Here is a 21,791-nt window from a genome sequence, read left to right on the forward strand (position 1 = left end):
AGTTCACACCTCAACAAACACTTATTTCCCATTAGTTTCTCCTGTAACAGCGATACTTTTAAACTAATGAATCTATATGACACCAATATGACAAACTACCATATTTTTTGCTACTTAATAAGCTATCTGTTTTTATTGCGGTTTTTAATTACTCTAAATATAGTGTATGTTTTTTCTAAATAGCAACATTTTATTAACAGTGTTTTGTGCTTTTTAATCGGTATACATTATAAAAGTAAGGTAAAATCACAATAATCAATGAGTTAATTATTGTGATTATGGCGATTGATTAACTAACGCAATTTACAGTTGGCCGCTCGTTGGAATCCCGCAGCTTGTGCATCTGCCTCGGTATCAAACATTTTAGCGTTTTTATCCGCCGTGGTTTTAAAACCTGAACAATATGAAAAATGATATTTTTTTGAATTTATATTTCCTTTTATTTCAAATCTATCATTCTTATTGTTGCGTGCTTTTTCTTCTTGTTTACCAAAAGAAGGTAAAATGGTTAATCCTTCACTTCCATTTTTATGGCCCAAATTCCATTTTTTCTCCCCTGTAACAAATGGGTTATGGTGCCCCATCACTTTAGAAATTCGTTCATCACGTAGTTTTTCCCATGGACTTACCGGGTATTTCGCATCCCATGCCATCAAAAGTTGTTGCTGTTGACGTGACATCGACAAATTATAGCGGTCATGCATATAAAAATAGACACGAGCAACCTGCCCTTTTACCTCATCTCGAGGTTCAAATACCTTTTGTTTGAAATCAATACGGCTTTTACACATACCGTAAGGGTAAGCGGTATTTTTAGCTAGTTGGCCAAAGTTATAATTACTACGATCGCCATTAACTTCTCCAATAGAAGGAGCCAAATTATGTAAATCGGCTTCCATCTTGCCAAAGACGGGATCTGCAGAAACACAATTTTTCCTGCCACCATTTTGCCAGCACTGCCTTTGATGCCCAAATACCCAAGCAGGAACAATATGTTCCCATTCAATGCGCTCCGCACGAGTTTGCTGTTTACGAACTTGATAGCCACAAGATGTTAAATCAACCACACCGCCACTTTTCCCTACCCACTCCCATTGGCAACCACAATAAATAGTACCTTCACCTTGTTTGTTTCGATCGTGATAAACTTGCGTTTTACTCTGCACCTTTGCTTCTGTAAAAGAACTTGGAGCAGAAAATGATGAAAAGGGAAAAAAAAGAAATCCAGAAAGAACAAAACACCTAACAATATTGAGTAAACTAAGTTGTTTCAAAATCACACCATTAATCAGAATAACAGCAAAAATTAACACGAAACGTTAGCTTTATCGCTAACACTTTAATATAAAAAGACAGAAAGACTAAAAAACAATACTAAATTCAATGAGTTAATCATGCATGCAAAGATGAAAAATAATAAAAAATATCAAAATGCGACACTTATAAAACTAAATAAGCAATATACTATAACTTTAAGTAAGGGATATCTTCCTATTTTTTCACAACTTCAGCACTATTTTTTTCTTAAAAAAACGCCAAGATATAAACAATCAATATAGATTCCTAGTAAGCTCCTCTTCTTTGTTTGCAAGCAAGGAATCGTTTAGACTAAAATGCCCCAACCCATATATCTCTATCAAGATAGGGTGCCTCCTTATACTTAGCGATCCTATTTATATTTTTCTATAAAAACAAGACTGAATTTTGGAATATTACTTTGATAGGATATAAGAAAATCTGTGGGAAATAAATTTAACACAGCGATAGAAAAATATAAAATGATATTACTGCCTGAACTTATAATTTAATAACTAACAATCAAATCATTAGGCTAAAATATGTATGAAAACTATTTTCAATAACCACCGATTTAAGATGTTCTTATTTTGATTTAATTATCAATTTATTATGCATAGTAAGTTTTAAATATCAATTAATGATGATTCTATTATGATATATTTATTATTTTTACGATAACTTTATTGACTTTAATTAGATTTGTTACTATTTATAATATGGTATACTTTTTAATATCATTAGTTGTAACTAAATAACTAGGAGTAATCATGAAAAAATTATTAATTTCCACTTGTTTAATCACTATGAGCACCTTAGCGTTTAATGCAGCCGCTTCAGATAAAACAGCATCCACTCCTGAAAATATGACTTGCAAAGAATATGTTGATCTAAACCCTAAAAGTTGGGCTCCTGTTGCTCTTTGGGTCACATCACAAGATACTCAGTTTAAAAACGGGGACTGGGTGGCACTATCTGAACAGAGCGTTGCAGAAGCTCCTTTAATTATTGAGTTTTGCAAGAAAAACCCTGAAGGCACACTACAAGATTATCTTGCCAGCAAAAAATAATTTAACCTGAGTTTAACTCTAATTTGAAGCCGCATTTATGCGGCTTATTTATCTTTAATCAATAAATAAAACATATGAAGGTGTAAAGCGTTGTTAACATTATTTCTTTATTTTTTTTAATATGTATTTTTTTAAATAAACCATTAATAGTATAAAAAACCCAATGGCAAACACTATGCTTATTGAAAAATGAATTGATAGTGAAAGAATGAGACCACTGATAAAATAGCCCGCTGAAACTATTAAACACCCCCAAATTGAACCACCAATAATATTCAAAAGAAAAAATTTAAATGGCTTTACCTCACTAGCACCAATAATAATCGGCCCTACAGTCCTTAATCCATAAGCAAAACGTATCCCAATAACAACCCAATTCTCGTGTAATTGAATATATTTCTGCACATTTACTATTTTATCATTATGTTTTTTGAATTTCGGTAAGATTTTTGCTCCAAAATAACGACCTATATAAAATAACACATTATCACTAATTATCCCACCTAGAGCCGCCATCAAAATTACTTTAGGATAGGAAAGTAATTGATTATGTGCAGCAATACCTGATAAAAAAGCTACCGTTTCCCCTTCAATCATCGAACCGAAAAAGACAGCTAAATAACCATATTCCGTTATCCAATGAGCTAATATATCAGACATATTAAGATTAACCTTTATTGTAATATTCACTAAAATCGATAATGATTTTTATCCTTTGGATAAAGAACGATTAGATTGATATTTGAACTCAAATCTTTTTTTCATTTTCTCATTCGATATATTTTGTAATATTTGACCTATAGCTTTTAATTATTGTTTTTGACGTTTATCCAAACTACATAGCTGTAGCCATCAAAGACCAATGAGCTTAGGTAAACAATATAACTACTTACTGTCTATTTATACAACTACCCAAGTGCCATCTATCTAGTTTAAATAAAGCTCATGCACTGCATCCAGTAAGGAAAAAATAATTCGACACTACTTGTTGCCCTCACCAAATAGTCACAATCACCATGACTTTATTAGGTTCTATGTACATAGCAGAAACACCGTACTTTTCAGACTCCCATTCAAGGCTTGAAGATCGTTTCCGCGAAAAAGATGCAAATGCACTATCTTGCTCAGTCAAATTTATCTCTGGGGATAGTTTATCTGAAAGTTCTTCTAGTGAACCTTCGAAATCAAATGTTAGCATTCTGTAATCTTCAATAAACTGAATATTGTATGCTGATAACTTCTTATTAATAAAAACTTTTACTTTATCAAAACTTTGTTTAGCCACTCAGCTCCCTCCAAGCAAGAAAATTATTTATATCAAGCCTAACATAATATATGGTAATTTCCATCAATTGAATACTAAATGAGCCGCTATACTTTAACTCACTGATATTAATAATTAAATATTTTTAACAATATCTTTATTATTAATGAAATAAATAATAAATTTGTTAGATAACAGAAAAGTATTACAGTTAAATTTAACTATTTTTCTTTAGGAAATTTATTACAGTTATTTTTTAGAATAACTCACCTTTATTTTTAGAAATGTAATTTAAGGTATTGCTTAACCCTAAAAATAGAATGACATTCAATGTTTTATGCTGATTTCTATTATGGCAACTAAAATGAAGAGAGCCCCTAATCAGAGGCTCCTAGAAGGACATAGAACTCAATTAGTTATATGGAAATTTTTATATTAATGGCCGGATGTTTTAGCCTCACGGCATGCTTCGAATAAAAACCAAACCCGGCGTTCTGTTTCATCAATCCAGTTTTCTATGAGGCTCGTCGTCGAATAATCACCATGCTCTGCACATACTTCATGCGCTTTTCTAAATTCTGAGGCCAACATTTTATTGTCCTCACAAAGCTCAGCAAGCATGTCTAATGGTTCAACATATTCTGCATTATTATCATTTATTCTTTGTATTTCTGATATTTGCCCTATAGAACGAATAGTCATGCCACCTATTTTACGAACTCTTTCCGCTATTGGGTCAGTCATGGAATAGAGTTGTTCACTTTGTTCGTCAAGTAATAAATGATAATCACGAAAATGTGGCCCACTCATGTGCCAATGAAAATTTTTAGTTTTTAAATAAATAGCAAAAATATCAGCTAAGATCGCATTCATTGCTCCACTAATATCTTTAGTCGCTTTTGGATCTAAGTCTGTTGGTGTTTTAAGTGGGCGAATTTGTAGTTCTTTAGCTTTACTCATATTTAACTCCTAGAGATTGTTGCATCTATTTTGATAGTAATGATGGTGAATCAGATCATTACACTCATATCTTTCCGTGTATCCCTCAATTGGTTGTGAAATTCTTTTTAACAACACTTTTTATTATGTGCTGATTATTTTAATTATGTTCTTTTACTGCATATTTATTGATTTTTGTCAATTTTAAGTACGTTAAAAATAGCTTTAAACATTACATTTAAAAATTTTTATTTTAACGTTACCCGTCAAAACTATTTAGTTTAGTCATTAATATTGTTCACTAACCATTATTACTTAAGTATGGAACAGAATTTTATTTTATCAATCAAAAAAACATGAATTTTAAAAAAATATAAAAAACTGTATTTTAACCTCCCTTTTTATAAAAATTCATCATCATCAAGTACCCATAATGGCTCCATATTACTATCTTTTTTGATAACTAATGATGGATCTGATCGCAAGCATGCTCCTCCATAATGACCTCCAACGGTAAATGTACAAATTTGAATAAAACGACCCGCAATGTTTGGCAGACACCATAATTGTTGATAAATATTATCCTGTTTATCAAATTGCCCAGAAGTTTCATCTAAAATCGTGTCGCATTCACCGATTAAGCCTATGTTGTCACCACAACGGCCCGCAATTGGCTTGACCGCGTAACCGCTAAAACGTAGCTCATCATTGATAGCAAAGCTTGTATTCAGAAGATAAGGATGGTTAGGGAATAACGACCAAAGAATAGGTAATATCGCTTTATTACTTGGAATAACTGTCCATAAAGGTTCAAAAACACAAATCTCAGGCTTTAATAAGACATCAATTAATCTGACATTATTATCTTCTGGATGCCCTGTACGAATTTGTAACGTAGAGTACTCATCGTCTTTTTCACACTCCTGCCGGATTTGTTCAAGAGCTGTTTCCCATGCCCATGTTTTCCATACACATTCTAATACACGACCATCATTATCAACGACTTGACCGGTTTCATTCCAAAATAACTCTTCTAAACCATGAATAATTTTATAATCAAAACCTGCTTCAGTAATTGCATGTGCCATATATTGTGAATGATAATCCTCCTCACTATCGACATCCTGCATAATGTGAATAAAAGGCTTGGCTGAAGAATGTGCCCATGTGCTAGAAAGTAATTCAGTTAAATAACCACTCGGGTTTTTACCCGTACCCAACTTACCGACTTTTGACCATTTATCAATAATTAAACCCGCTTCAGTATGACATGAAGCCGAATCCGCATTGTATTCATAAACTTTCAACCCTCGCTCATCCAAACAAAAATCTAATCTCCCCGTAATCATATCATGGCGGCGATTCTTCCAAGATAAGCGAATACGAGGCCAAAGTATTTCTGGAATATTAAAAAGTCTCAGTAGGTTATCATCTTTTAATACTTTTTCTGTCCCATGAAGATACATAAGGTGAACTTCATTTGTAGCCTGTATCAATTTGTTTTCAGCGGTACTTGATATTGTAAAATATTCATGAAGTGCACCATTTAAAATGCTACCTTGTCTAGCTTGAATATATTTATTCTCAATAGGGTTTAATTTATTCAACCATTCGTTACTAAAATCAATGTTATTATCTATTTTGGCTGCATGGATATTTAATAATTTAGGGTTAATATGCTTCCCTGTGTAAGCATGCTCATTATTATCTGTTTGTATCATCCATCCCAAAATATGCGTATCTGAAAAAGTATCTAAAAGTGTATACCGTCCCCTATCGTATTTCAGCGGTAATTCCCTTGTCCACTGCTGTCCTATCGGTAATTTATGGTGAATCACATTTTGCTCAGCAATGCGAATTTTATCATCATAAACATTTGTAATGATTGCGATATGACCTGTTTTATTAAATTCCCCACCCTCATCCCAAATTAGCAAGGCCCCCGCAGCAGGCTTAACAGGACTCCCATTAATGAAAGCTTTTAATGGTAAAATATTATCATCCACTACGTGCCGCAAAAAACGCAAGGAAAATACTTCATATGCCATACCAACATCACTAAATACAGTACCATAATTGAGGTATAAAAAACGACGAGCAAATTCAACACACTGCCATTTATAGCCCATATACTCATTGCCAATATAGCTTCTAAATGAAATATCATTTTTATTCCCCCGATTAAGTAATGAATCATAATCGGATGAATATATTGCTACACCGCCTGGCGCATATCCAAGTAAAGCCCCAAACTTCTCGTGCTCACTATTTACTAACCCCATGTTATAGCTCCATATGAATAAAAAAATAGGCTAACCATGGCGATTAGTTTACGCTTATAAAATATAAAAAATCCATTTCTTTTATATAAAAAGCTTCTATAGCTAAGTAAATAAAAATATCAATATATTAGTCGGGATTAATAGGTTTTTTTTTAAAAAAAATCACTGTTAGTTAACTAATGCTATTCACTTCCTCTAAAATTAGGCTTTCTTCCTTGTAGGTAATATAGGTCAGCTATCAGCGGTGTACTGTGATAGAAAACCTATAACCTACTAAATTAAAGAATGAATATAAATAGTCAGTGAAAAGCCACCAAAGATATAACTTAAATAACTGTATATGTAACTATCCTTAATTTACAGTGAACTGATTTTTTCTGTCAAAAAGAAAGAGCCCCTACTTAAATTGGGGCTCTAAATTTATGAATTATTTTGTCTCTCATTACACTTAATTTATATTCCATATGACAAGTGTAACTCCCCCTCATGCTTATCAAAAATGAGGTATTTAGGTAAATCTTCGTTAACTACCCAAAATCTAACACTACAAGTATCTTCCGTTGTATCAATTTCAAGATGCTCGATATCCTTAATTAAACCAGGATAGTGTTGATTTATTAAAATAATAATATCATCTCTTTTATTTTCCATCACCGCTCCTTTTTGTGAAAACCGTGAAAGATATTTTTTAACACTCTGTTTTTATTATCATTTATTATATATTAACACAAAATAAAAGCGTTATGGTTAAATATCATCTAAACACATTGATAATATTCACTTTTATCGGTATAATTACCTAGTTAACTTTGCTACCTTGTTGAGATGTTTCTATATATCTCATACTCAAAATGGTGGCAAAAGTCCCAAATTAAACTTGACGTAATTTAAGTTCGAAATTTAAACTTGAAGCGGTTCAACCCAAAACTATTTAATTATTGAAGTCGTCAAGCCATGAATATGAAAAAACACCATAGACAAATAAGCTCACCAACTTAAGCAAGAACGTAAAGGGGTTTTTCTAAAAGACTAGCCGGTAAAGCCCCACCAAGGTGAGGCAACAGTTCATTTATTTATCTATGACAGTGACTCTTTTAATATCAACCTCTAATGATACGAATTCCTTATCTATTTTTCCGTCTAAACGAACCTTCGTTTCCGGCGTAACAACTTGTCCTTCCCAGCGTCTATCGTTGATATCTACAACAATTGATCCAGTGCTGTCCTTAAACTCATAATGTTTTTTATCAAGTTGTTTAACAATATAACCTTCAAGAGAAACCCACGTATCATCTGGTAAGTCTTTAGCTTGCTCAACTGTCGTGATAGCCTGACCGGTCGCGACAAATCCCCCTCTTGATAGTATAGTTCTATCATTCGAGTGGTTATGTGCTAGAACTCCAAATGACACCGCTGATAATATAACTGCAATAATTACCTTATTCATAATAATCCCTTTTTGTTGACTAGCAATATTTTACCACTAAAATCTTAATCAATCCTTAAGGCAAACTTTTAAAAATTATGTACATATATTTTTAATTTTAAAATACTAAAAAATATTAATAAATTTAATACACTAAAAAACACACAAGTGAATTTTCTGTTGAATAAAAACCATGTATTTAGTTAGTTTTTTTAATTAGATGTAATTCTACACTCGTCGAAGATTGAATAATATTCAGATTGTTTCCGTATTATATGAGCCCATACAATAACTCAAGTAAATGAAAGCGTGTTTGTACGTCATTAGGTACTCAACGTGTTTACAATTTAGCAGTGTGTAATGAAATGATATAAGTCACATGAATAGTTTTTAGTTGAGTAACCTGACACTCCGATTAAAATACCAATCACCACTCTCCCCACAAAATCAATGTGATAAATATCTCCCTTTCAGATGTATTAGCAAGCTTTGAAAGGGGAAAATAACATTATCGAAATGTGTGCAGAACGAGTAGTACTTATTATTTTACTCTTATTAGGGTTGTTAAAACTCAGTCCTACACTTTATCGATTAAACACTGGGTCGTTTACGATATAACCATAAGCCTGGTAACGAAATACCAATAGATAATGCACCTACGATAAAAGAGGCTTTTAAAAAGTTAGTAACTAGCATTTCCATTAATTTTGGATCATAGCCAAAATGGGAAATTTTAACGACCGAAATCATCGCAACATAAGCGCTAATTCCAGGAAACATCGGTATTATTGCAGCAACCGTAAACACCTTTGGATGAGCTAGCCACCAGCGAGACCACTGAATACCAATGACCCCTATCAATATAGCGGATAAAAAACTTGCCCATTCTATTTTTAGCCCTAGCATCATTAGTACCATACGAGAGCCATAACCTATCGCTCCCAATAATGCACAATACTTCAACGCTCTAACGGGAACATTAAACACCATAGCAAAGCCCAGCGCTGGAATCGCAGCAAGTAGCATTTTTTCAATTAATTCAAATAGAAAATTTATGTCCATTCTCTTAAATCCCATACTATCATCGCGGCCACAACACCAATACAGGTTGCTAGTGTCAACAAACTGGCCATAGTCCAACGAGCAAGCCCTGTATTTACATGCCCTTTAAACATATCCGCAATCGCATTTATCAACGGAAAACCGGGAACAAGGAGTAGAACACTTGCCGCCATCGATATCGTTTCTGTTACAGCTAATTGTGGTATTTTTAGTAATAAACCTGATACTGACGTCGCGACAAACGCGGTAATGCAAAAGTTAATCAGGGGATTCATCTGATGAGAAGTTAGTACTTGTCGTACATACATAGCACCGCCACTGGCTAAAAAAGTGATCAATGAACTTTCCCAGCCTCCCCCATTTAATTTACTAAAACAAGCACAAGATAACGCGACCATAGCAACCATCAGCCATCGTGGGTAACGCAATGGTTTAATTGAAGCTAATTTTTTTTGTAATTGTTTTCGATCTAATAAATGATGTTCAGCCAAAATTACCGCATGCTGCACCTCAGTAACAACGTGCATATTGATCCCTCGATCAACAATACGGCGGGTTGATGTCAAACACCGTCCATCAATAATAGTAGTCAATACCAATGAATTCGACGATATTGCACTGTCAACTTGATCTGCCCCGAGAGCAATACCTACTCTGGCTGTTAATTGCTCAACTAGCATACTTTCCGCACCGTGTTGCAACAGTAGTAATCCGCATTCAATGCATAGCCGAGTTATCTCTCGTTGTTTATCTATCAATTCACTTTCACTGTTTGCTTGGTCACTTACGCACTCTACCATCTTAGCCCCCAACATTATGACAATCATTCAGATATTCTTTTAAACATGTTAGTCTCTGTAAATATCATAAAGCCAAATATAAGCTTAAATGATGATCTCTTTCAGGTAAATCAGTGAATATAGTGACTCGATTTAAACTATTCTGATAAAATTTATAGTGTTATTTACTAGTTCAACAATAAAGATAGGATTAATCTTTCATGAATAGCCCGTTAACCGCTAAAACCCCTAAGGGGCAACGTCGTAATCAAGCATTAATCACTGCGGCAACTGAAATTTTTCTTCAGTACGGTTTTGAAGGTGCTACATTGGATATGATTATTGAACGCGCAGGCGGGTCTCGTTCAACACTCTATAAGAACTTTGGTGATAAAGAGGGATTATTTGCAGCTGTTATTGCCACTTTGATTGATGACATCTTTGTTGAATCAAACGAAAAAAATCCGCCACTTGACACTATAGAAACAGTATTATCATTTTATGGTTCACGGTTTTTGTTGAATGTCTTGAAACCACAATCTATTGGCTTATATCGTTTAATTTTAGGTGAATATAACCGTTTCCCTGAAATCACCCAAGCTTTTTTCGAACAAGGCCCAGTAAAAAGTTATCGTTTACTCAGCCAAAAGCTAGCTCAATTACCCGATGTAAACGCTGCTGAAGAAACACTCTTAAGTATTTCCTCTCGTTTTTTGGAAATGTTAAAAGCAGATGTTTTCACCACCACTTTTTGTGTAGCTGATTTCAAACCTAGCGATGATTTTATTCAACAACAAATTGCGCTTTCTGTTGATATCATCGCCAGTTATATCCGTAAAATAAGTGCGTAAAGCATTACGTCAGCACTGATCTAGCCCGTTCTTTAGCTGTTTTAATATCAACGGCTAATAATACTTCAGAGCCATACAGAGCTGATAGCATTGGTGCCATCCGTTCTTTTTCTTCAGCATCACTACCATCGGGTTGCAAGGTAACAACTAAAGCTCGGCAATGTTGTTCCATCGCTTCTTTTGCGTATTTTAACCAGCGACGAACATATTTCATCCCCTCTATATCTTCCGCTGACGGCTTTTCTTTCGAAGCAATCGGGGGGTAAACTAAGACGAACTGTGCTCTTTTTGACAACAATAAATCCATTTCTTCAATCCACAAGCGCGTTTCATCCAAAGATGATGGAAAATTATTCATCATGCATACCGGCCAACTATCCGTATTAATCATAATTTTATTCAGCATAGCGATTCTCTATAACCCAACATAAAGTGTACTTGACTGTACACTTTATTATTCACATTAGTCAATAATGATTATCATTTACTTTTTGCAATATATGCTATTGGGTTATGTGCTTTATTGCGAAACTCCCTCAATCCTAGCTGAAATGTATATCTTAAAAATATTAACTATGCTTGAGTGATGCGTTTTTTCGTATGGAGTGTTATCCTGACTACATTATGACTTTCAAAAGCGAAATGATGATGAAAAAAACTCTTCCAGTAATATGTGGATTATTTGTGGCGCTAACCGCTTTCAATGCAAGTGCGGGGCCTACATGTGATACTTATTTTAAAGAAATGAATGAGCTTGTTAAACAAGCAGAAGAACAATATAAAAATGAGGCTAATGCAGAGGAACAAATCGCACTAATGAAATCCCAGTTAGAAGAAGCTAAAAAAGCGTTAGCAAGCTATCCAGATGAAGCCCAAGAGCAAGCTTGTAGCCAAGCGATCAAAGCGATTGAACAAGCAAAAGAAGCCGTTAAACCCCAATAATACATCAACTATTCATGCAAAAAACAGCCTGACCTTCAGGCCGTTTTTTTATTATCATTAACGTACCACCAGTACCGATATTTTTGCGTAAGAAACGATACCTGATGCATTAGAGCCTAATAAGTGCGTTGAAATACTTGGATTCCGTGAACCAATGACAATTAAATCTGCTTCAATATTTTCGGCTTCAGCTAAAACTTTATCTCTTGGTGAACCGAAATCGACCTTATAAGAGATTTTATCTGAAGGATAATCAATTTTCTCAATAATCTCTTTTAATTGCTCTTCTGACCTCTCAACCGCTTTTTTTGCGAAAGAAGACAATAAATCATAATGATAGCTATAGCTCATTGAAAATCGTGAAACATCAGGTACCGAGTGATATAAGTGAATTTTTGCATCAGAAATTTTTGCCAAATAAATCGCATGTTTTAATGCTTTATCAGTTAGCACATCTTCAGATATATCCACGGGAACCAAAATTGTTTTATACATATGATGCCCTCTTAGCTGTGTTACTCCTACTTTCAGGTAGTATTTTTGCTCATTATTACAACCTAAAGACGAGGAGATGCGGGTGAATAATTATTATTACGTCCCCAAAAGTATAGTATTTCTAAAGTTAAAAAGCTGTGAACTTACCTGCTATTGCTAAAAAATGTTTATTCTTCTAAATGCCATTTATGTAAAATACGGTGAATAAAAGGCGTCACAATCAAACCAATACTGATAATAAAAACACTTTGTAGAAATAAACCATAAATTGCAATAAAAAAACGCCCACCACGAGTAATAGGAGCAGGCTCTATTTCTTGCCCGCTTAACATTGACAATGCATTTAACATTGATTCAATCAGTGAGTGCCCCTCGATAAAATAAAAACCAATAATACCGGGTAATAATCCAAGAAAAAAAACTAAAAGTGCCAAGAAATAGAAACGTATCACTCTGATCGCAAAGAACTCAACACGCAATAACTCTTTTGAAAATTTTTCCATAATAACTCAGAGATCCCACGTTATAATTAAAATAAGTACGAATATTCTATATGACCGATTAAATTTATAACTAGAGAAGCATGATTAGAAAGAACCTACTATATGTAAGCTCTTTCTTTGCAATTAACGAACAACAAGCACTGAAGTTTCTGCGTAGCGAACGATACCTGCTGCAGTAGAACCTAAAAGGTGGGTTGTAATATTTGGACGACGAGAGCCAATTACAACAATGTCTGCATTGATATCTTTGGCAGTATTAATCACTTCATCACGTGGAGAACCAAATGTAATGGTATAGCTCACATCATCGTGAGGCAAGTCGATAGAGTCCATCAGCATTTTCATGTCTTCTTCAGCTTTAACGGTTGCACGGTCTTTTATTTCCATGTATCCCAAGGCATAAGCATTAATAATTGCTGATGAAATAGGCAAAACGTGTATCAGGTGAATTTTAGCACCTGATTGTTTTGCTAGATTTACTGCATGGCGAACCGCTTTGCTGGTCAGCTCATCTTCAGTTAAATCAATAGGGACCAGAATCGTTTTATACATAACCCCTCCTACAAAATAGTTAAAATAAAATCCACAATAAAATTATAAACTATTAACTAAAAATGTCTCTCACTCACCAAAATAAATGAGATCTCCAGCGATAATTTAAAAACAACTCCCTTAGTCAAATATTAGCTGCCCTCTTCAGTGGGCTTTAGTGGCAACTTAAAAAACTCCACATAAAATGATGACGCTCTTGATGCTCGCTAACAATAGAGCCTAAACCTGCAATAAGCTATACATCTGAACTGTTTTGTAAATTTAGCACTGTAAACCTCAGTATGGCGCTATATGTAAGACCTATTATTAACTCAGCTTAACAATAACGCTAGAAATACATGTGTTCCCTTACTTAGAGGCTAACAGCATATCTTCAATCATTCTTTGAGCAAGAATACCTTGTTCACCACTCACAAAAGTTTGAGTCTGGTTACTAACAGAGTCAATAAAATGACGAATAGCCCCATCAAAACCGCGTTGAATTAAGATTGACTCCCAGCTTGAAGGAAATTTCTCACTGATCCCTTGTTGAGTTTCACTGTGCCACTGGTTCATATTTGTGATTTGGTGGGTAGTATCTTCGGCAATAGCAATCAACTGTTCTTGCTGACTACCCGCCTTTCGGTGCATTGACGTTGTTACCCAATACTCCCCAGCTCGTATGTGATGCTCTGCATAGAATAGTTCACCTAAATCCCTTTGTTGAATACTTCCACTGAATAATTTTCCCTTTGACCCTGTCAGCCAAAGAACGGTATCAACCACATGTAAATAATCATCCAATAAGGTAAACCGCACATCTTTTGGTCCAACGCTATTAGTGCGATGTTTATCCATACGAATGGAGAAAAATTGTTGGGTGTGATTTTTTAAAGCAAGATAAAAGGGAGAGAATCGACGATTGAAGCCAACCATGAGCTCTTTTTGTCTTTGATGTGCTAAATCAATCAACTGTTCAGATTGACCAATTTGCTCTGTTAATGGCTTATCAACATAAACATGCACGTTGTTCTTCAATAACGAGCTAATCACCTCGAAGTGGCTATACGTTGCACTATGTACAAAAACAGCATCACATTGCTTAGCAAGCTCATCAAGAGAACCAAACAATGGCATCCGATAACTATCACAAACTAATTTAGCCTTAGACTGGTTAGGGGAAAAAGCACCAACGAGTTGCCAATTTTCTTCTTTTGTCAAAATCGGCAAATAGGCTTTTTGAGCAATACCACCTAAACCAACAATACCAATGCGTAGCTTTCTCATTATCACCTTCCCTTTTCATTATTAATCGAGTCGAGATAATCTCATGATAATGAGTTTTTTTTAAAATATTTATTTTTAATAATTTACCGCAATGACGATAAAGAATAGTTAACGTATTGTTTTTAAATAAATAAAAACCCATAACTACATACTGGATAGGCAAAAAACAGCACAAAAAAAGGGGTTGATTTATTAAATGAGAATGGTTATCTTTTACCTCGTGAATACTTGAGTAAATTACTCAGGTTTGTCACAAACGACATTGCTCACATTGCTTCCAGTTTAGCAGGCCAACCTTATAAGTTGGCCTTTTTTTTAACGAACTACTGTTTGCGAAGTGCACTACTGAAGCTCCAAGACTTCAAGTGTCCAACATATGTTAAACGTTGAGTTGGCATAAAAGTTGGCACATCCCCAGTTCGCATATGTAAAATATCAGCAGGTGTTATCCATGATGAGTTCCCCTCAAATAAAGGGATACCCGCATATTTATACGCATCTAAAACAAACTGTGAGCAAAAGAAGCCATTTGCTTGATCAATATCATCTCCTAGCTGAACTTTAGCTAATGTTTTCAAACAGAAATTACGTATAGTTTCACCAATGAGAGGGAGCTCACATACTCTTTTTGTAATCATCCACGGGGCTATCATTACAATACCTTTATAATTATATTTACGGCCATCATTGTGAACCGAAAATTCCCTCAGCTTTTCTGCATGTAATGATGTAATGCCTGATTGTCGCAACACAACCATATTATTTGAGTCTCTTATCGCTTGATCTAATGTGATTAATCTGACTCCACTGCCTACCGACTCGGCGACTTCACCATAGCCTAAATAAATGGATGCATGGCTTACACCACTTATACTAAACAATCGAATACCCCATGAGTTTAGTCCTGTTGCGGATGATAAAAGAATATCACCAGGCAACATGTCAGAAACCGCGAGTGGCTCAACCGAATCATTAATAGGGAGTGTATTTGCATGTTGAACACTAAATTTAAGGCGATTGGTTTCTTTATCTGTGTTGAATTGAGTAGAACAGCCAGTTAAAAAAACACTACAAAAAAGTAGAAACGCAATGCGAAGTCTCATCCTAAAACACCTAATATTAATTTTTATTTTTAGCTTTAATCTATAAAGCTAATTTTATCGCTTAACGTAATTTATGACTACAATTTATTATTTAAAATGTTTTAGGATGAAAAAATAAGATAGCGCAACAATAGGCATAATTAAGAAGAAAATTACTAGTAAGACCGCAAACTCATAACATTGATGTAACCCCCTAAAAAAGCTAGAGGGTTACTCTCACTCAATTAGCTAATCACATATTCCGGATAAAACACGGTAACTGAGTGATATGTTTTCTTTTCTGTTGCTTTATTTTTCTGTATTGCTACAGAAACATTATCTTTAGAGCCCAGTGAAACACGTATATTTCTTTTGGAACGGCTTTGCTTGTATGGCATACCTAATAAACGACGGGCATTATTATTACTAACCATTATCGACTCCTTAAACTACGAATATTTAAATTCATTAAAATAATGAATATCAAAATTATAGTCATCGTTGACCACAAGGGCTTTTTAGATTTACATCAAAGGTAAAACTAATTGTAACTTTGTTATTATACCATCGACACAACAATATATAATACAGTTATTCTTATTAATTACAAATGGTTATTAAATGCCTAAATAAACAATATCAGTACTAAACTCACAGTCATAATATAAATAACAAAAAAATTAAAGGTGATACCTGTATGCCCCTTCTACTAGGCCTAAGATAAAGTGAGGTAAATGTGTGCTAATAGTAATTAGCACACAGCATATTTACTCTAGAGAAGTTGCCGGAGTGGAACATTTCTGTTGCCAGATTTGTTCTACTTGCTCTGGTAGCAATATTTCATGCCCGCCTTCAACAAATGGAATTGAAATATCCATTCTATCTTCATCATGCGTATAAGTTTTTACAATGAAACGCTTAAATCCATCAGGTTTATCATTTTTATAACGAAAAACCTCTCCACAAACATAACCAACCTTCCCATTATCAGCGGTATAGCGAGAAAAATGGTACTCAATGTTTCTAAATTTTGCAGCTTGTGGATATGCTAAAACATCATTAACATTTTTTTTGACTTGCTCAACTAAGCTTAGTTGTGTTGGTTTCATATATAGCACACCTAATAAAAAGGCAGCTCCCAAAACAAGTATCGCAATGATTATTTTAAATAAATTCATTTTCTGATCGCCATGTGTTGCCAATAATAAATAGTTTATTTTACCCTGTTGATAATAACTGCATATTATTTAAAATCCATCTTTAAAATGAAAATTACACAAACTTATTTTGTTTTAATTTTACTTTACTAAGATACAAATAAAAACCATACAGTATGTGATGATTAAAAGTCAGTTTGTTTGATATAAGCCAAATGTAATTAAAAAAATGTTTAGATTTAAGATTTAATATGCTTTTCAAATAATAAATGCTGTATAGCTATCAAAATGCTTACATTGCGTGATTATTTACCAAATAATCAGTATAGTTAAGAATAAACCTGTACTGTTTTCGATAAGGAGCGCAGTTATGAAAACGATTGGTTTAATTGGTGGCATGAGCTGGGAATCAACGCAGCTCTATTACCAACAACTGAATGAAGGTATAAAAGAACATCTAGGTGGTTTACATTCTGCTAAAGTCATTTTATATAGTGTTGACTTTGCAGAAATTGAGCATTACCAAATGAACAATCAATGGGATTTAGCTGCTCAATGCTTGGCCGATGCAGGTATGCGATTAAAACTAGCAGGGGCAGACTTCATTGTCCTTTGTACCAATACTATGCACAAGGTAGCCACACAAATTGAACATCAATCTAAGCTACCATTATTGCATATTGCGGATGCGACTGGTGAACGTATTGTACGGGCAGGACTGAAAAAAGTTGGTTTACTCGGCACTGCATTCACGATGGAACAATCTTTCTATAAAGATAGGTTAATAGAAAAATTCAATTTAGATATATTCACTCCCTCCGCTGAGGATAGAGAAATAGTTCACAATATTATTTATAATGAACTATGTCTAGGCAAAATAAACCAACAATCTAAAAAAGAGTATCAACGTATCATGACATCCCTTGTAGAACAAGGAGCTGAAGGTATTATATTGGGATGCACCGAAATAACCTTATTAGTTAACGAAAAAGATATAAATGTAAAAGTATTCGATACAACGGCTATTCACGCCCAGAAAGCAGTCGAAGTTTCCTTGTCAGTTTAATTTTATTAATGGACATAATACATTCCGTCAACATTATTTTTACTCATTGTATTTTATGTCCATAATATTATTTAACTAACTTCTATTAGTGATAATAGGATAAACTTCTATTTACCCATCTATATAGTCAGGTTAGGTATATCTTATTTTCCTACTAAATTAATCTTCTCAAATAATCTATAAAACTCTCAGTATTCATTTTACAGATTATTCCCCATTGAATATTTAACTCCGTATTAGATAATCAATATAAATATCCTATTGATAAAAACTCACTATGAATAAAAATAAGTTTTGCAATATTGTTTTAGGTGATTTTATTAAGAAAAAACGCTTAGAACATCAAATTACAATACGTGAAATTGCAGAGATGATCTCAATTTCCGAAAGTGCATACTTAAAGTATGAAGATGGCTCCGTTTCTATATTTATAGACCACCTAGTAGTACTAGCTAAAATACTTAAAGTTGATCTTAAAGTGTTCTTTGATATTTATCTCAATGCTGAAACAAAAAAGCTAAAGATAACCTAAGTATTTATCTACAATCGGTTCAGCTCATATTCTGTTCTATATATTTTCATTATCTTTGGTTATATTTGATAGCTTTAAGTTGAATATTGCTAATGTTACAAAAAATTTTCCTCCATATTTACTATAGAGGAGTTTCATTGTGAGAATGAAAAAATATTATTTCCTCTAGCAGTGCAACTGCAACATGCCATCTGTGATAGTTTTCACGTTGGCGGTCTATAGTGGAACGACAAAACTGTATCACGAACTAACCATACGGTAACAAAAATATTTTTTAACTCAGGAAGAAGCATATGCTACTTGAGGTTGTTGACAAAGCGGGATAAAAGCGTGGTTTTTCCCGCTTTGTGTTATCAACCGAAAATCAATGAATTGATTTTCCTAACTTATTTTCAAAACCTATACATCAATCAAAAAACCTAGCAATCCGATATCACTTTCTAACTTAAAAATGCCCCACTGATAGATATAATATCGCCAATAGCACCACTTTGAAAAACATACTCCACAGGAGTGAAAATCATTTTAATGGTGTTTGCTAAACCATAAGTAAGCAACTCCATTGGATTAATCGCTTGCATATTTTCTCCATTTTTTCTTATAATTTAGTTTATCTACATAGATCCTTCAATGAGATAAATGCTATAAGAGTAAATCAATAATAAAAAAACTTAATGCATTGATTTTTTTTATTATTTATGCAAAAGTTAAATACGTGGAAAGGCTGTACGTCATTTCAACTGGTTATCAAGCCAGTCCCCCTCAAAGAAGCAACTTTTTTACTAATTAGTTTCGAAAGCCCTCTACCATCTGCTATCATTGTCGACTGAAAAATTTCTTTTTCATTAAATGTTTTTTAGTTTTTTGACTGTTAGATTACTTTTAATTCTATCGCATTTTTATGCAAGATTTAGAGTGAGAGAAGAACCACAAAAAACCAAAAAACAATTAATTTACAGTAGATTGCGTAACAATCAGCAACAATGAAGAATAACCTAGAATGACAAATAATAAAGAACAGTACAACTTAAACAAGTTACAAAAAAGAATTCGCCGTGATGTAGGACAAGCGATCGCTGATTTTAATATGATTGAAGATGGTGACCGAATTATGGTTTGCTTATCTGGTGGAAAAGATAGCTATACATTGCTTTCTATCCTACAAAGCTTACAAAAAAGTGCACCAATCCAGTTTACACTCGTTGCTGTTAATTTAGACCAAAAACAGCCCGGCTTTCCAGAACACATTTTGCCTGCTTATCTAGATGAACTGGGAGTTGAATACAAAATTGTTGAAGAAAATACTTACGGTATAGTCAAAGAAAAAATCCCAGAAGGAAAAACTACCTGTTCTTTGTGCTCTCGCCTGCGCAGAGGAATTTTATATCGCACAGCAACAGAATTAGGGGCAACAAAAATAGCACTCGGCCATCACCGAGATGATATTTTACAAACCCTATTTTTAAACATGTTCTATGGTGGAAAACTAAAGGGGATGCCTCCTAAGCTAATGAGCGATGATGGGAAGCACATTGTTATTCGTCCTCTAGCTTATTGCAGAGAAAAAGATATTGAGCGCTTTGCTCAAGCAAAAGCGTTCCCTATTATTCCATGTAACCTGTGTGGTTCTCAGCCTAATCTACAGCGTCAAGTTATTAAAGAAATGCTTAGAGATTGGGATAAACGCTATCCAGGTCGCATTGAAACCATGTTCCGAGCTACTCAGAATGTGGTACCATCTCATTTATGTGACACAGAACTATTTGATTTTAAAAATGTTTCTCATGGTGATGCAGTTATTAATGGCGGGGATCTCGCATTCGATAAAGAAGAACTTCCAACACAATCCTTTGTAGATGAAGATGATAAACCTGATTTTACAACAGAACGCCTTGATATTATTGAAGTTAAATAATAAATCGAAGTAACCTCTTTATGGGGTTCTTTTCATTGAATTTCATGTAAAAAAAAGCCGATGTAAATTACATCGGCATTACAGTGGTCAATTATTCTGTATAAGAACTCAATATGAGAAAAACTACAATTATGGAGCACAACGTTCATCGCTCAACGTTGTATTCACCTGCAGGGGTAATAGTGCCCTAAAACTCCATTAGTTTTATTGATTTATCTCAAACTAGGTTAGGTTATAGAAAATAAGTCATCAAATTTAGAGCCAACGACTTTTTCTTAACCACCAAAGGACTATCGTAATTAAACCCGCTAACAGTATGCAAAACACACTAAAAGCAAAACGAAACTCGTTTCCAGGGATACCACCTAAGTTGACACCAAATAACCCAGTCAAAAATGTTGTTGGTAAAAAAATCATCGCCATCAATGACATAGTATAAATACGTCTATTCATCATCTCCGTCATCATATTCGATATTTCATCTGAAATAATCGCTGTACGGGCAATGAAACCATCTAGATCCTCAATACAACGCCCTAGCCTATCTGATATTTCCTGAATACGACGGCGATCTGTATCATCTAACCAAAGTAGTTTTTCAGTTACAAGACGAGAAAACATATCTCTTTGTGGGGCCATATACCGGCGAACTACAATAATTTGCTTGCGCAGTAACGCCAATTCCCCTCTTTCAGGAATCTGTCCATTTAATATAAAATCTTCCATATCAATTAAGCGTTCATGAAGAGAATCAGTGAAATCGCTAATTTCATCTGTAATTGAGTCTGCTACTTCAACTAACCAATCTCCGCTACTTTGAGCTCCTACCCCTTGTTTTAAGTCATCAATTACAGAGTCTAGGGAGTTCACCTTACGATGACGGCTGGAGATAACAATTCGGTTATTAATAAAGACACGAAAAGCCACTAACTGTTCTGGACGTTGCCCTACATTCGTATTTAACGTTTGCAATGTCAGTAAAATACCATCCCCAACACGAATTAATCTCCAGCGCCCTGAATGCCCTGATAACGCAGATTTAACTTGGTCATTAAACAAATCAGATTGTTGAATCCAATTAAAACTTTGGGGATCTTTATAGTCATAATGGAGCCAAAATGGTGACTGCTGGCTCGCACTTGCATTAACATCAATAGGAAGTAATCCACCATCCCCATTTAACTGAAATGCATATACAGGGTTAGAATTTTGAAATAGCGATCCATAAATCAGTCCCATCTAATTTCTCCCTTTTATTTACAATATGTTATTTTTAATTGAATAGATGAAATATTGCAATTTTTTCGAGGAA

At 34.2% G+C, this 21,791-nt stretch carries 26 protein-coding genes; 7 read left to right on the top strand and 19 right to left on the bottom strand.

The features are described from left to right. Positions 1–293: 293 nt before the first annotated feature. Positions 294–1,250: an endonuclease gene (locus tag ACLPIE_RS05550; protein WP_430260606.1), complete on the bottom strand. Its 957-nt coding sequence runs from the start codon at positions 1,248–1,250 to the stop codon at positions 294–296. Between the two features lie 816 nt (positions 1,251–2,066). Here ACLPIE_RS05550 and ACLPIE_RS05555 point away from each other — a divergent pair. Beyond that, positions 2,067–2,366 carry an HdeA/HdeB family chaperone gene (locus ACLPIE_RS05555; protein WP_430260424.1) on the top strand — a complete coding sequence of 100 codons (300 nt, stop codon included), beginning with the start codon at positions 2,067–2,069 and terminating at the stop codon, positions 2,364–2,366. Between the two features lie 99 nt (positions 2,367–2,465). Here ACLPIE_RS05555 and ACLPIE_RS05560 read toward each other — a convergent pair whose 3' ends face one another. From ACLPIE_RS05560 to ACLPIE_RS05595, 8 genes are all read right to left on the bottom strand, one after another. After that, positions 2,466–3,026: a DedA family protein gene (locus tag ACLPIE_RS05560; RefSeq protein WP_430260426.1), complete on the bottom strand. Its 561-nt coding sequence runs from the start codon at positions 3,024–3,026 to the stop codon at positions 2,466–2,468. Positions 3,027–3,360: 334 nt separating this feature from the next. Then, positions 3,361–3,651 carry a hypothetical protein gene (locus tag ACLPIE_RS05565; protein ID WP_430260428.1) on the bottom strand — a complete coding sequence of 97 codons (291 nt, stop codon included), beginning with the start codon at positions 3,649–3,651 and terminating at the stop codon, positions 3,361–3,363. A 414-nt stretch (positions 3,652–4,065) separates the two neighbouring features. Beyond that, positions 4,066–4,590: a Dps family protein gene (locus ACLPIE_RS05570; RefSeq protein ID WP_430260430.1), complete on the bottom strand. Its 525-nt coding sequence runs from the start codon at positions 4,588–4,590 to the stop codon at positions 4,066–4,068. Between the two features lie 380 nt (positions 4,591–4,970). Continuing rightward, positions 4,971–6,851, bottom strand: coding sequence for a bifunctional glutathionylspermidine amidase/synthase (gene gss, locus ACLPIE_RS05575; protein ID WP_430260432.1), 1,881 nt, complete (start codon positions 6,849–6,851; stop codon positions 4,971–4,973). A gap of 453 nt (positions 6,852–7,304) precedes the next feature. Further along, complete coding sequence (locus tag ACLPIE_RS05580) at positions 7,305–7,502, bottom strand: hypothetical protein (RefSeq protein ID WP_430260434.1); 198 nt, start codon at positions 7,500–7,502, stop codon at positions 7,305–7,307. A 418-nt stretch (positions 7,503–7,920) separates the two neighbouring features. Next, positions 7,921–8,298: a YgiW/YdeI family stress tolerance OB fold protein gene (locus ACLPIE_RS05585; protein ID WP_430260436.1), complete on the bottom strand. Its 378-nt coding sequence runs from the start codon at positions 8,296–8,298 to the stop codon at positions 7,921–7,923. 570 nt (positions 8,299–8,868) lie between these two features. Beyond that, complete coding sequence (locus ACLPIE_RS05590; protein ID WP_430260437.1) at positions 8,869–9,339, bottom strand: threonine/serine exporter; 471 nt, start codon at positions 9,337–9,339, stop codon at positions 8,869–8,871. Then, complete coding sequence (locus ACLPIE_RS05595) at positions 9,330–10,139, bottom strand: threonine/serine exporter family protein (RefSeq protein ID WP_430260608.1); 810 nt, start codon at positions 10,137–10,139, stop codon at positions 9,330–9,332. The genes ACLPIE_RS05590 and ACLPIE_RS05595 overlap by 10 nt, the downstream gene beginning before the upstream one ends. Before the next feature lie 200 nt (positions 10,140–10,339). On the opposite strand from ACLPIE_RS05595, the gene ACLPIE_RS05600 reads away from it, so the two are divergent. Next, positions 10,340–10,969, top strand: coding sequence for a TetR/AcrR family transcriptional regulator (locus ACLPIE_RS05600; protein ID WP_430260438.1), 630 nt, complete (start codon positions 10,340–10,342; stop codon positions 10,967–10,969). 4 nt (positions 10,970–10,973) lie between these two features. On the opposite strand, the gene ACLPIE_RS05605 is transcribed toward ACLPIE_RS05600, so the two are convergent. Continuing rightward, a complete protein-coding gene (locus tag ACLPIE_RS05605) occupies positions 10,974–11,375 on the bottom strand; it encodes a hypothetical protein (protein ID WP_430260440.1) in 402 nt (133 codons plus the stop codon). Between the two features lie 218 nt (positions 11,376–11,593). On the opposite strand from ACLPIE_RS05605, the gene ACLPIE_RS05610 reads away from it, so the two are divergent. Then, positions 11,594–11,911 carry a DUF5339 family protein gene (locus ACLPIE_RS05610; protein WP_430260442.1) on the top strand — a complete coding sequence of 106 codons (318 nt, stop codon included), beginning with the start codon at positions 11,594–11,596 and terminating at the stop codon, positions 11,909–11,911. Positions 11,912–11,968: 57 nt separating this feature from the next. On the opposite strand, the gene ACLPIE_RS05615 is transcribed toward ACLPIE_RS05610, so the two are convergent. The 7 genes from ACLPIE_RS05615 to ACLPIE_RS05645 form a co-directional block, all read right to left on the bottom strand. Continuing rightward, the gene (locus ACLPIE_RS05615) at positions 11,969–12,406 is read right to left on the bottom strand and encodes a universal stress protein (RefSeq protein WP_430260444.1); all 438 of its coding nucleotides are present in this window, start codon (positions 12,404–12,406) and stop codon (positions 11,969–11,971) included. A gap of 167 nt (positions 12,407–12,573) precedes the next feature. Next, the gene (locus ACLPIE_RS05620; protein WP_430260446.1) at positions 12,574–12,909 is read right to left on the bottom strand and encodes a hypothetical protein; all 336 of its coding nucleotides are present in this window, start codon (positions 12,907–12,909) and stop codon (positions 12,574–12,576) included. Positions 12,910–13,032: 123 nt separating this feature from the next. Then, positions 13,033–13,461 carry a universal stress protein gene (locus ACLPIE_RS05625; protein ID WP_430260448.1) on the bottom strand — a complete coding sequence of 143 codons (429 nt, stop codon included), beginning with the start codon at positions 13,459–13,461 and terminating at the stop codon, positions 13,033–13,035. 348 nt (positions 13,462–13,809) lie between these two features. Further along, positions 13,810–14,727, bottom strand: a complete 918-nt coding sequence (locus ACLPIE_RS05630) for a Gfo/Idh/MocA family protein (RefSeq protein WP_430260450.1) — start codon at positions 14,725–14,727, stop codon at positions 13,810–13,812. 323 nt (positions 14,728–15,050) lie between these two features. Next, positions 15,051–15,830 (bottom strand): YaeF family permuted papain-like enzyme, encoded by a 780-nt coding sequence (locus ACLPIE_RS05635; RefSeq protein WP_430260452.1) that lies wholly within the window; start codon positions 15,828–15,830, stop codon positions 15,051–15,053. A gap of 224 nt (positions 15,831–16,054) precedes the next feature. Continuing rightward, positions 16,055–16,243, bottom strand: coding sequence for a stationary-phase-induced ribosome-associated protein (sra, locus tag ACLPIE_RS05640; RefSeq protein WP_430260454.1), 189 nt, complete (start codon positions 16,241–16,243; stop codon positions 16,055–16,057). A 333-nt stretch (positions 16,244–16,576) separates the two neighbouring features. Beyond that, positions 16,577–16,987: a hypothetical protein gene (locus tag ACLPIE_RS05645; RefSeq protein ID WP_430260456.1), complete on the bottom strand. Its 411-nt coding sequence runs from the start codon at positions 16,985–16,987 to the stop codon at positions 16,577–16,579. A gap of 349 nt (positions 16,988–17,336) precedes the next feature. On the opposite strand from ACLPIE_RS05645, the gene ACLPIE_RS05650 reads away from it, so the two are divergent. From ACLPIE_RS05650 to ACLPIE_RS05660, 3 genes are all read left to right on the top strand, one after another. Continuing rightward, entirely contained in the window at positions 17,337–18,032 is a 696-nt protein-coding gene (locus ACLPIE_RS05650; RefSeq protein WP_430260458.1) for an aspartate/glutamate racemase family protein, read from the top strand. Positions 18,033–18,309: 277 nt separating this feature from the next. Next, the gene (locus ACLPIE_RS05655) at positions 18,310–18,564 is read left to right on the top strand and encodes a helix-turn-helix domain-containing protein (protein WP_430260460.1); all 255 of its coding nucleotides are present in this window, start codon (positions 18,310–18,312) and stop codon (positions 18,562–18,564) included. 114 nt (positions 18,565–18,678) lie between these two features. Further along, positions 18,679–18,786, top strand: a complete 108-nt coding sequence (locus ACLPIE_RS05660) for a CatA-like O-acetyltransferase (RefSeq protein WP_430260610.1) — start codon at positions 18,679–18,681, stop codon at positions 18,784–18,786. Positions 18,787–19,004: 218 nt separating this feature from the next. Here ACLPIE_RS05660 and ACLPIE_RS05665 read toward each other — a convergent pair whose 3' ends face one another. Then, positions 19,005–19,145 (bottom strand): hypothetical protein, encoded by a 141-nt coding sequence (locus ACLPIE_RS05665; protein ID WP_430260462.1) that lies wholly within the window; start codon positions 19,143–19,145, stop codon positions 19,005–19,007. 419 nt (positions 19,146–19,564) lie between these two features. Here ACLPIE_RS05665 and ttcA point away from each other — a divergent pair, with 419 nt between their 5' ends. Continuing rightward, entirely contained in the window at positions 19,565–20,479 is a 915-nt protein-coding gene (gene ttcA / locus ACLPIE_RS05670) for a tRNA 2-thiocytidine(32) synthetase TtcA (protein ID WP_430260464.1), read from the top strand. Positions 20,480–20,734: 255 nt separating this feature from the next. Here ttcA and zntB read toward each other — a convergent pair whose 3' ends face one another. Further along, positions 20,735–21,718 (bottom strand): zinc transporter ZntB, encoded by a 984-nt coding sequence (zntB, locus tag ACLPIE_RS05675; protein WP_430260466.1) that lies wholly within the window; start codon positions 21,716–21,718, stop codon positions 20,735–20,737. Positions 21,719–21,791 lie beyond the last annotated feature (73 nt).

Origin of the sequence: Providencia sp. Me31A, from assembly GCF_050487165.1 — a bacterium.
Lineage (GTDB): Bacteria > Pseudomonadota > Gammaproteobacteria > Enterobacterales > Enterobacteriaceae > Providencia.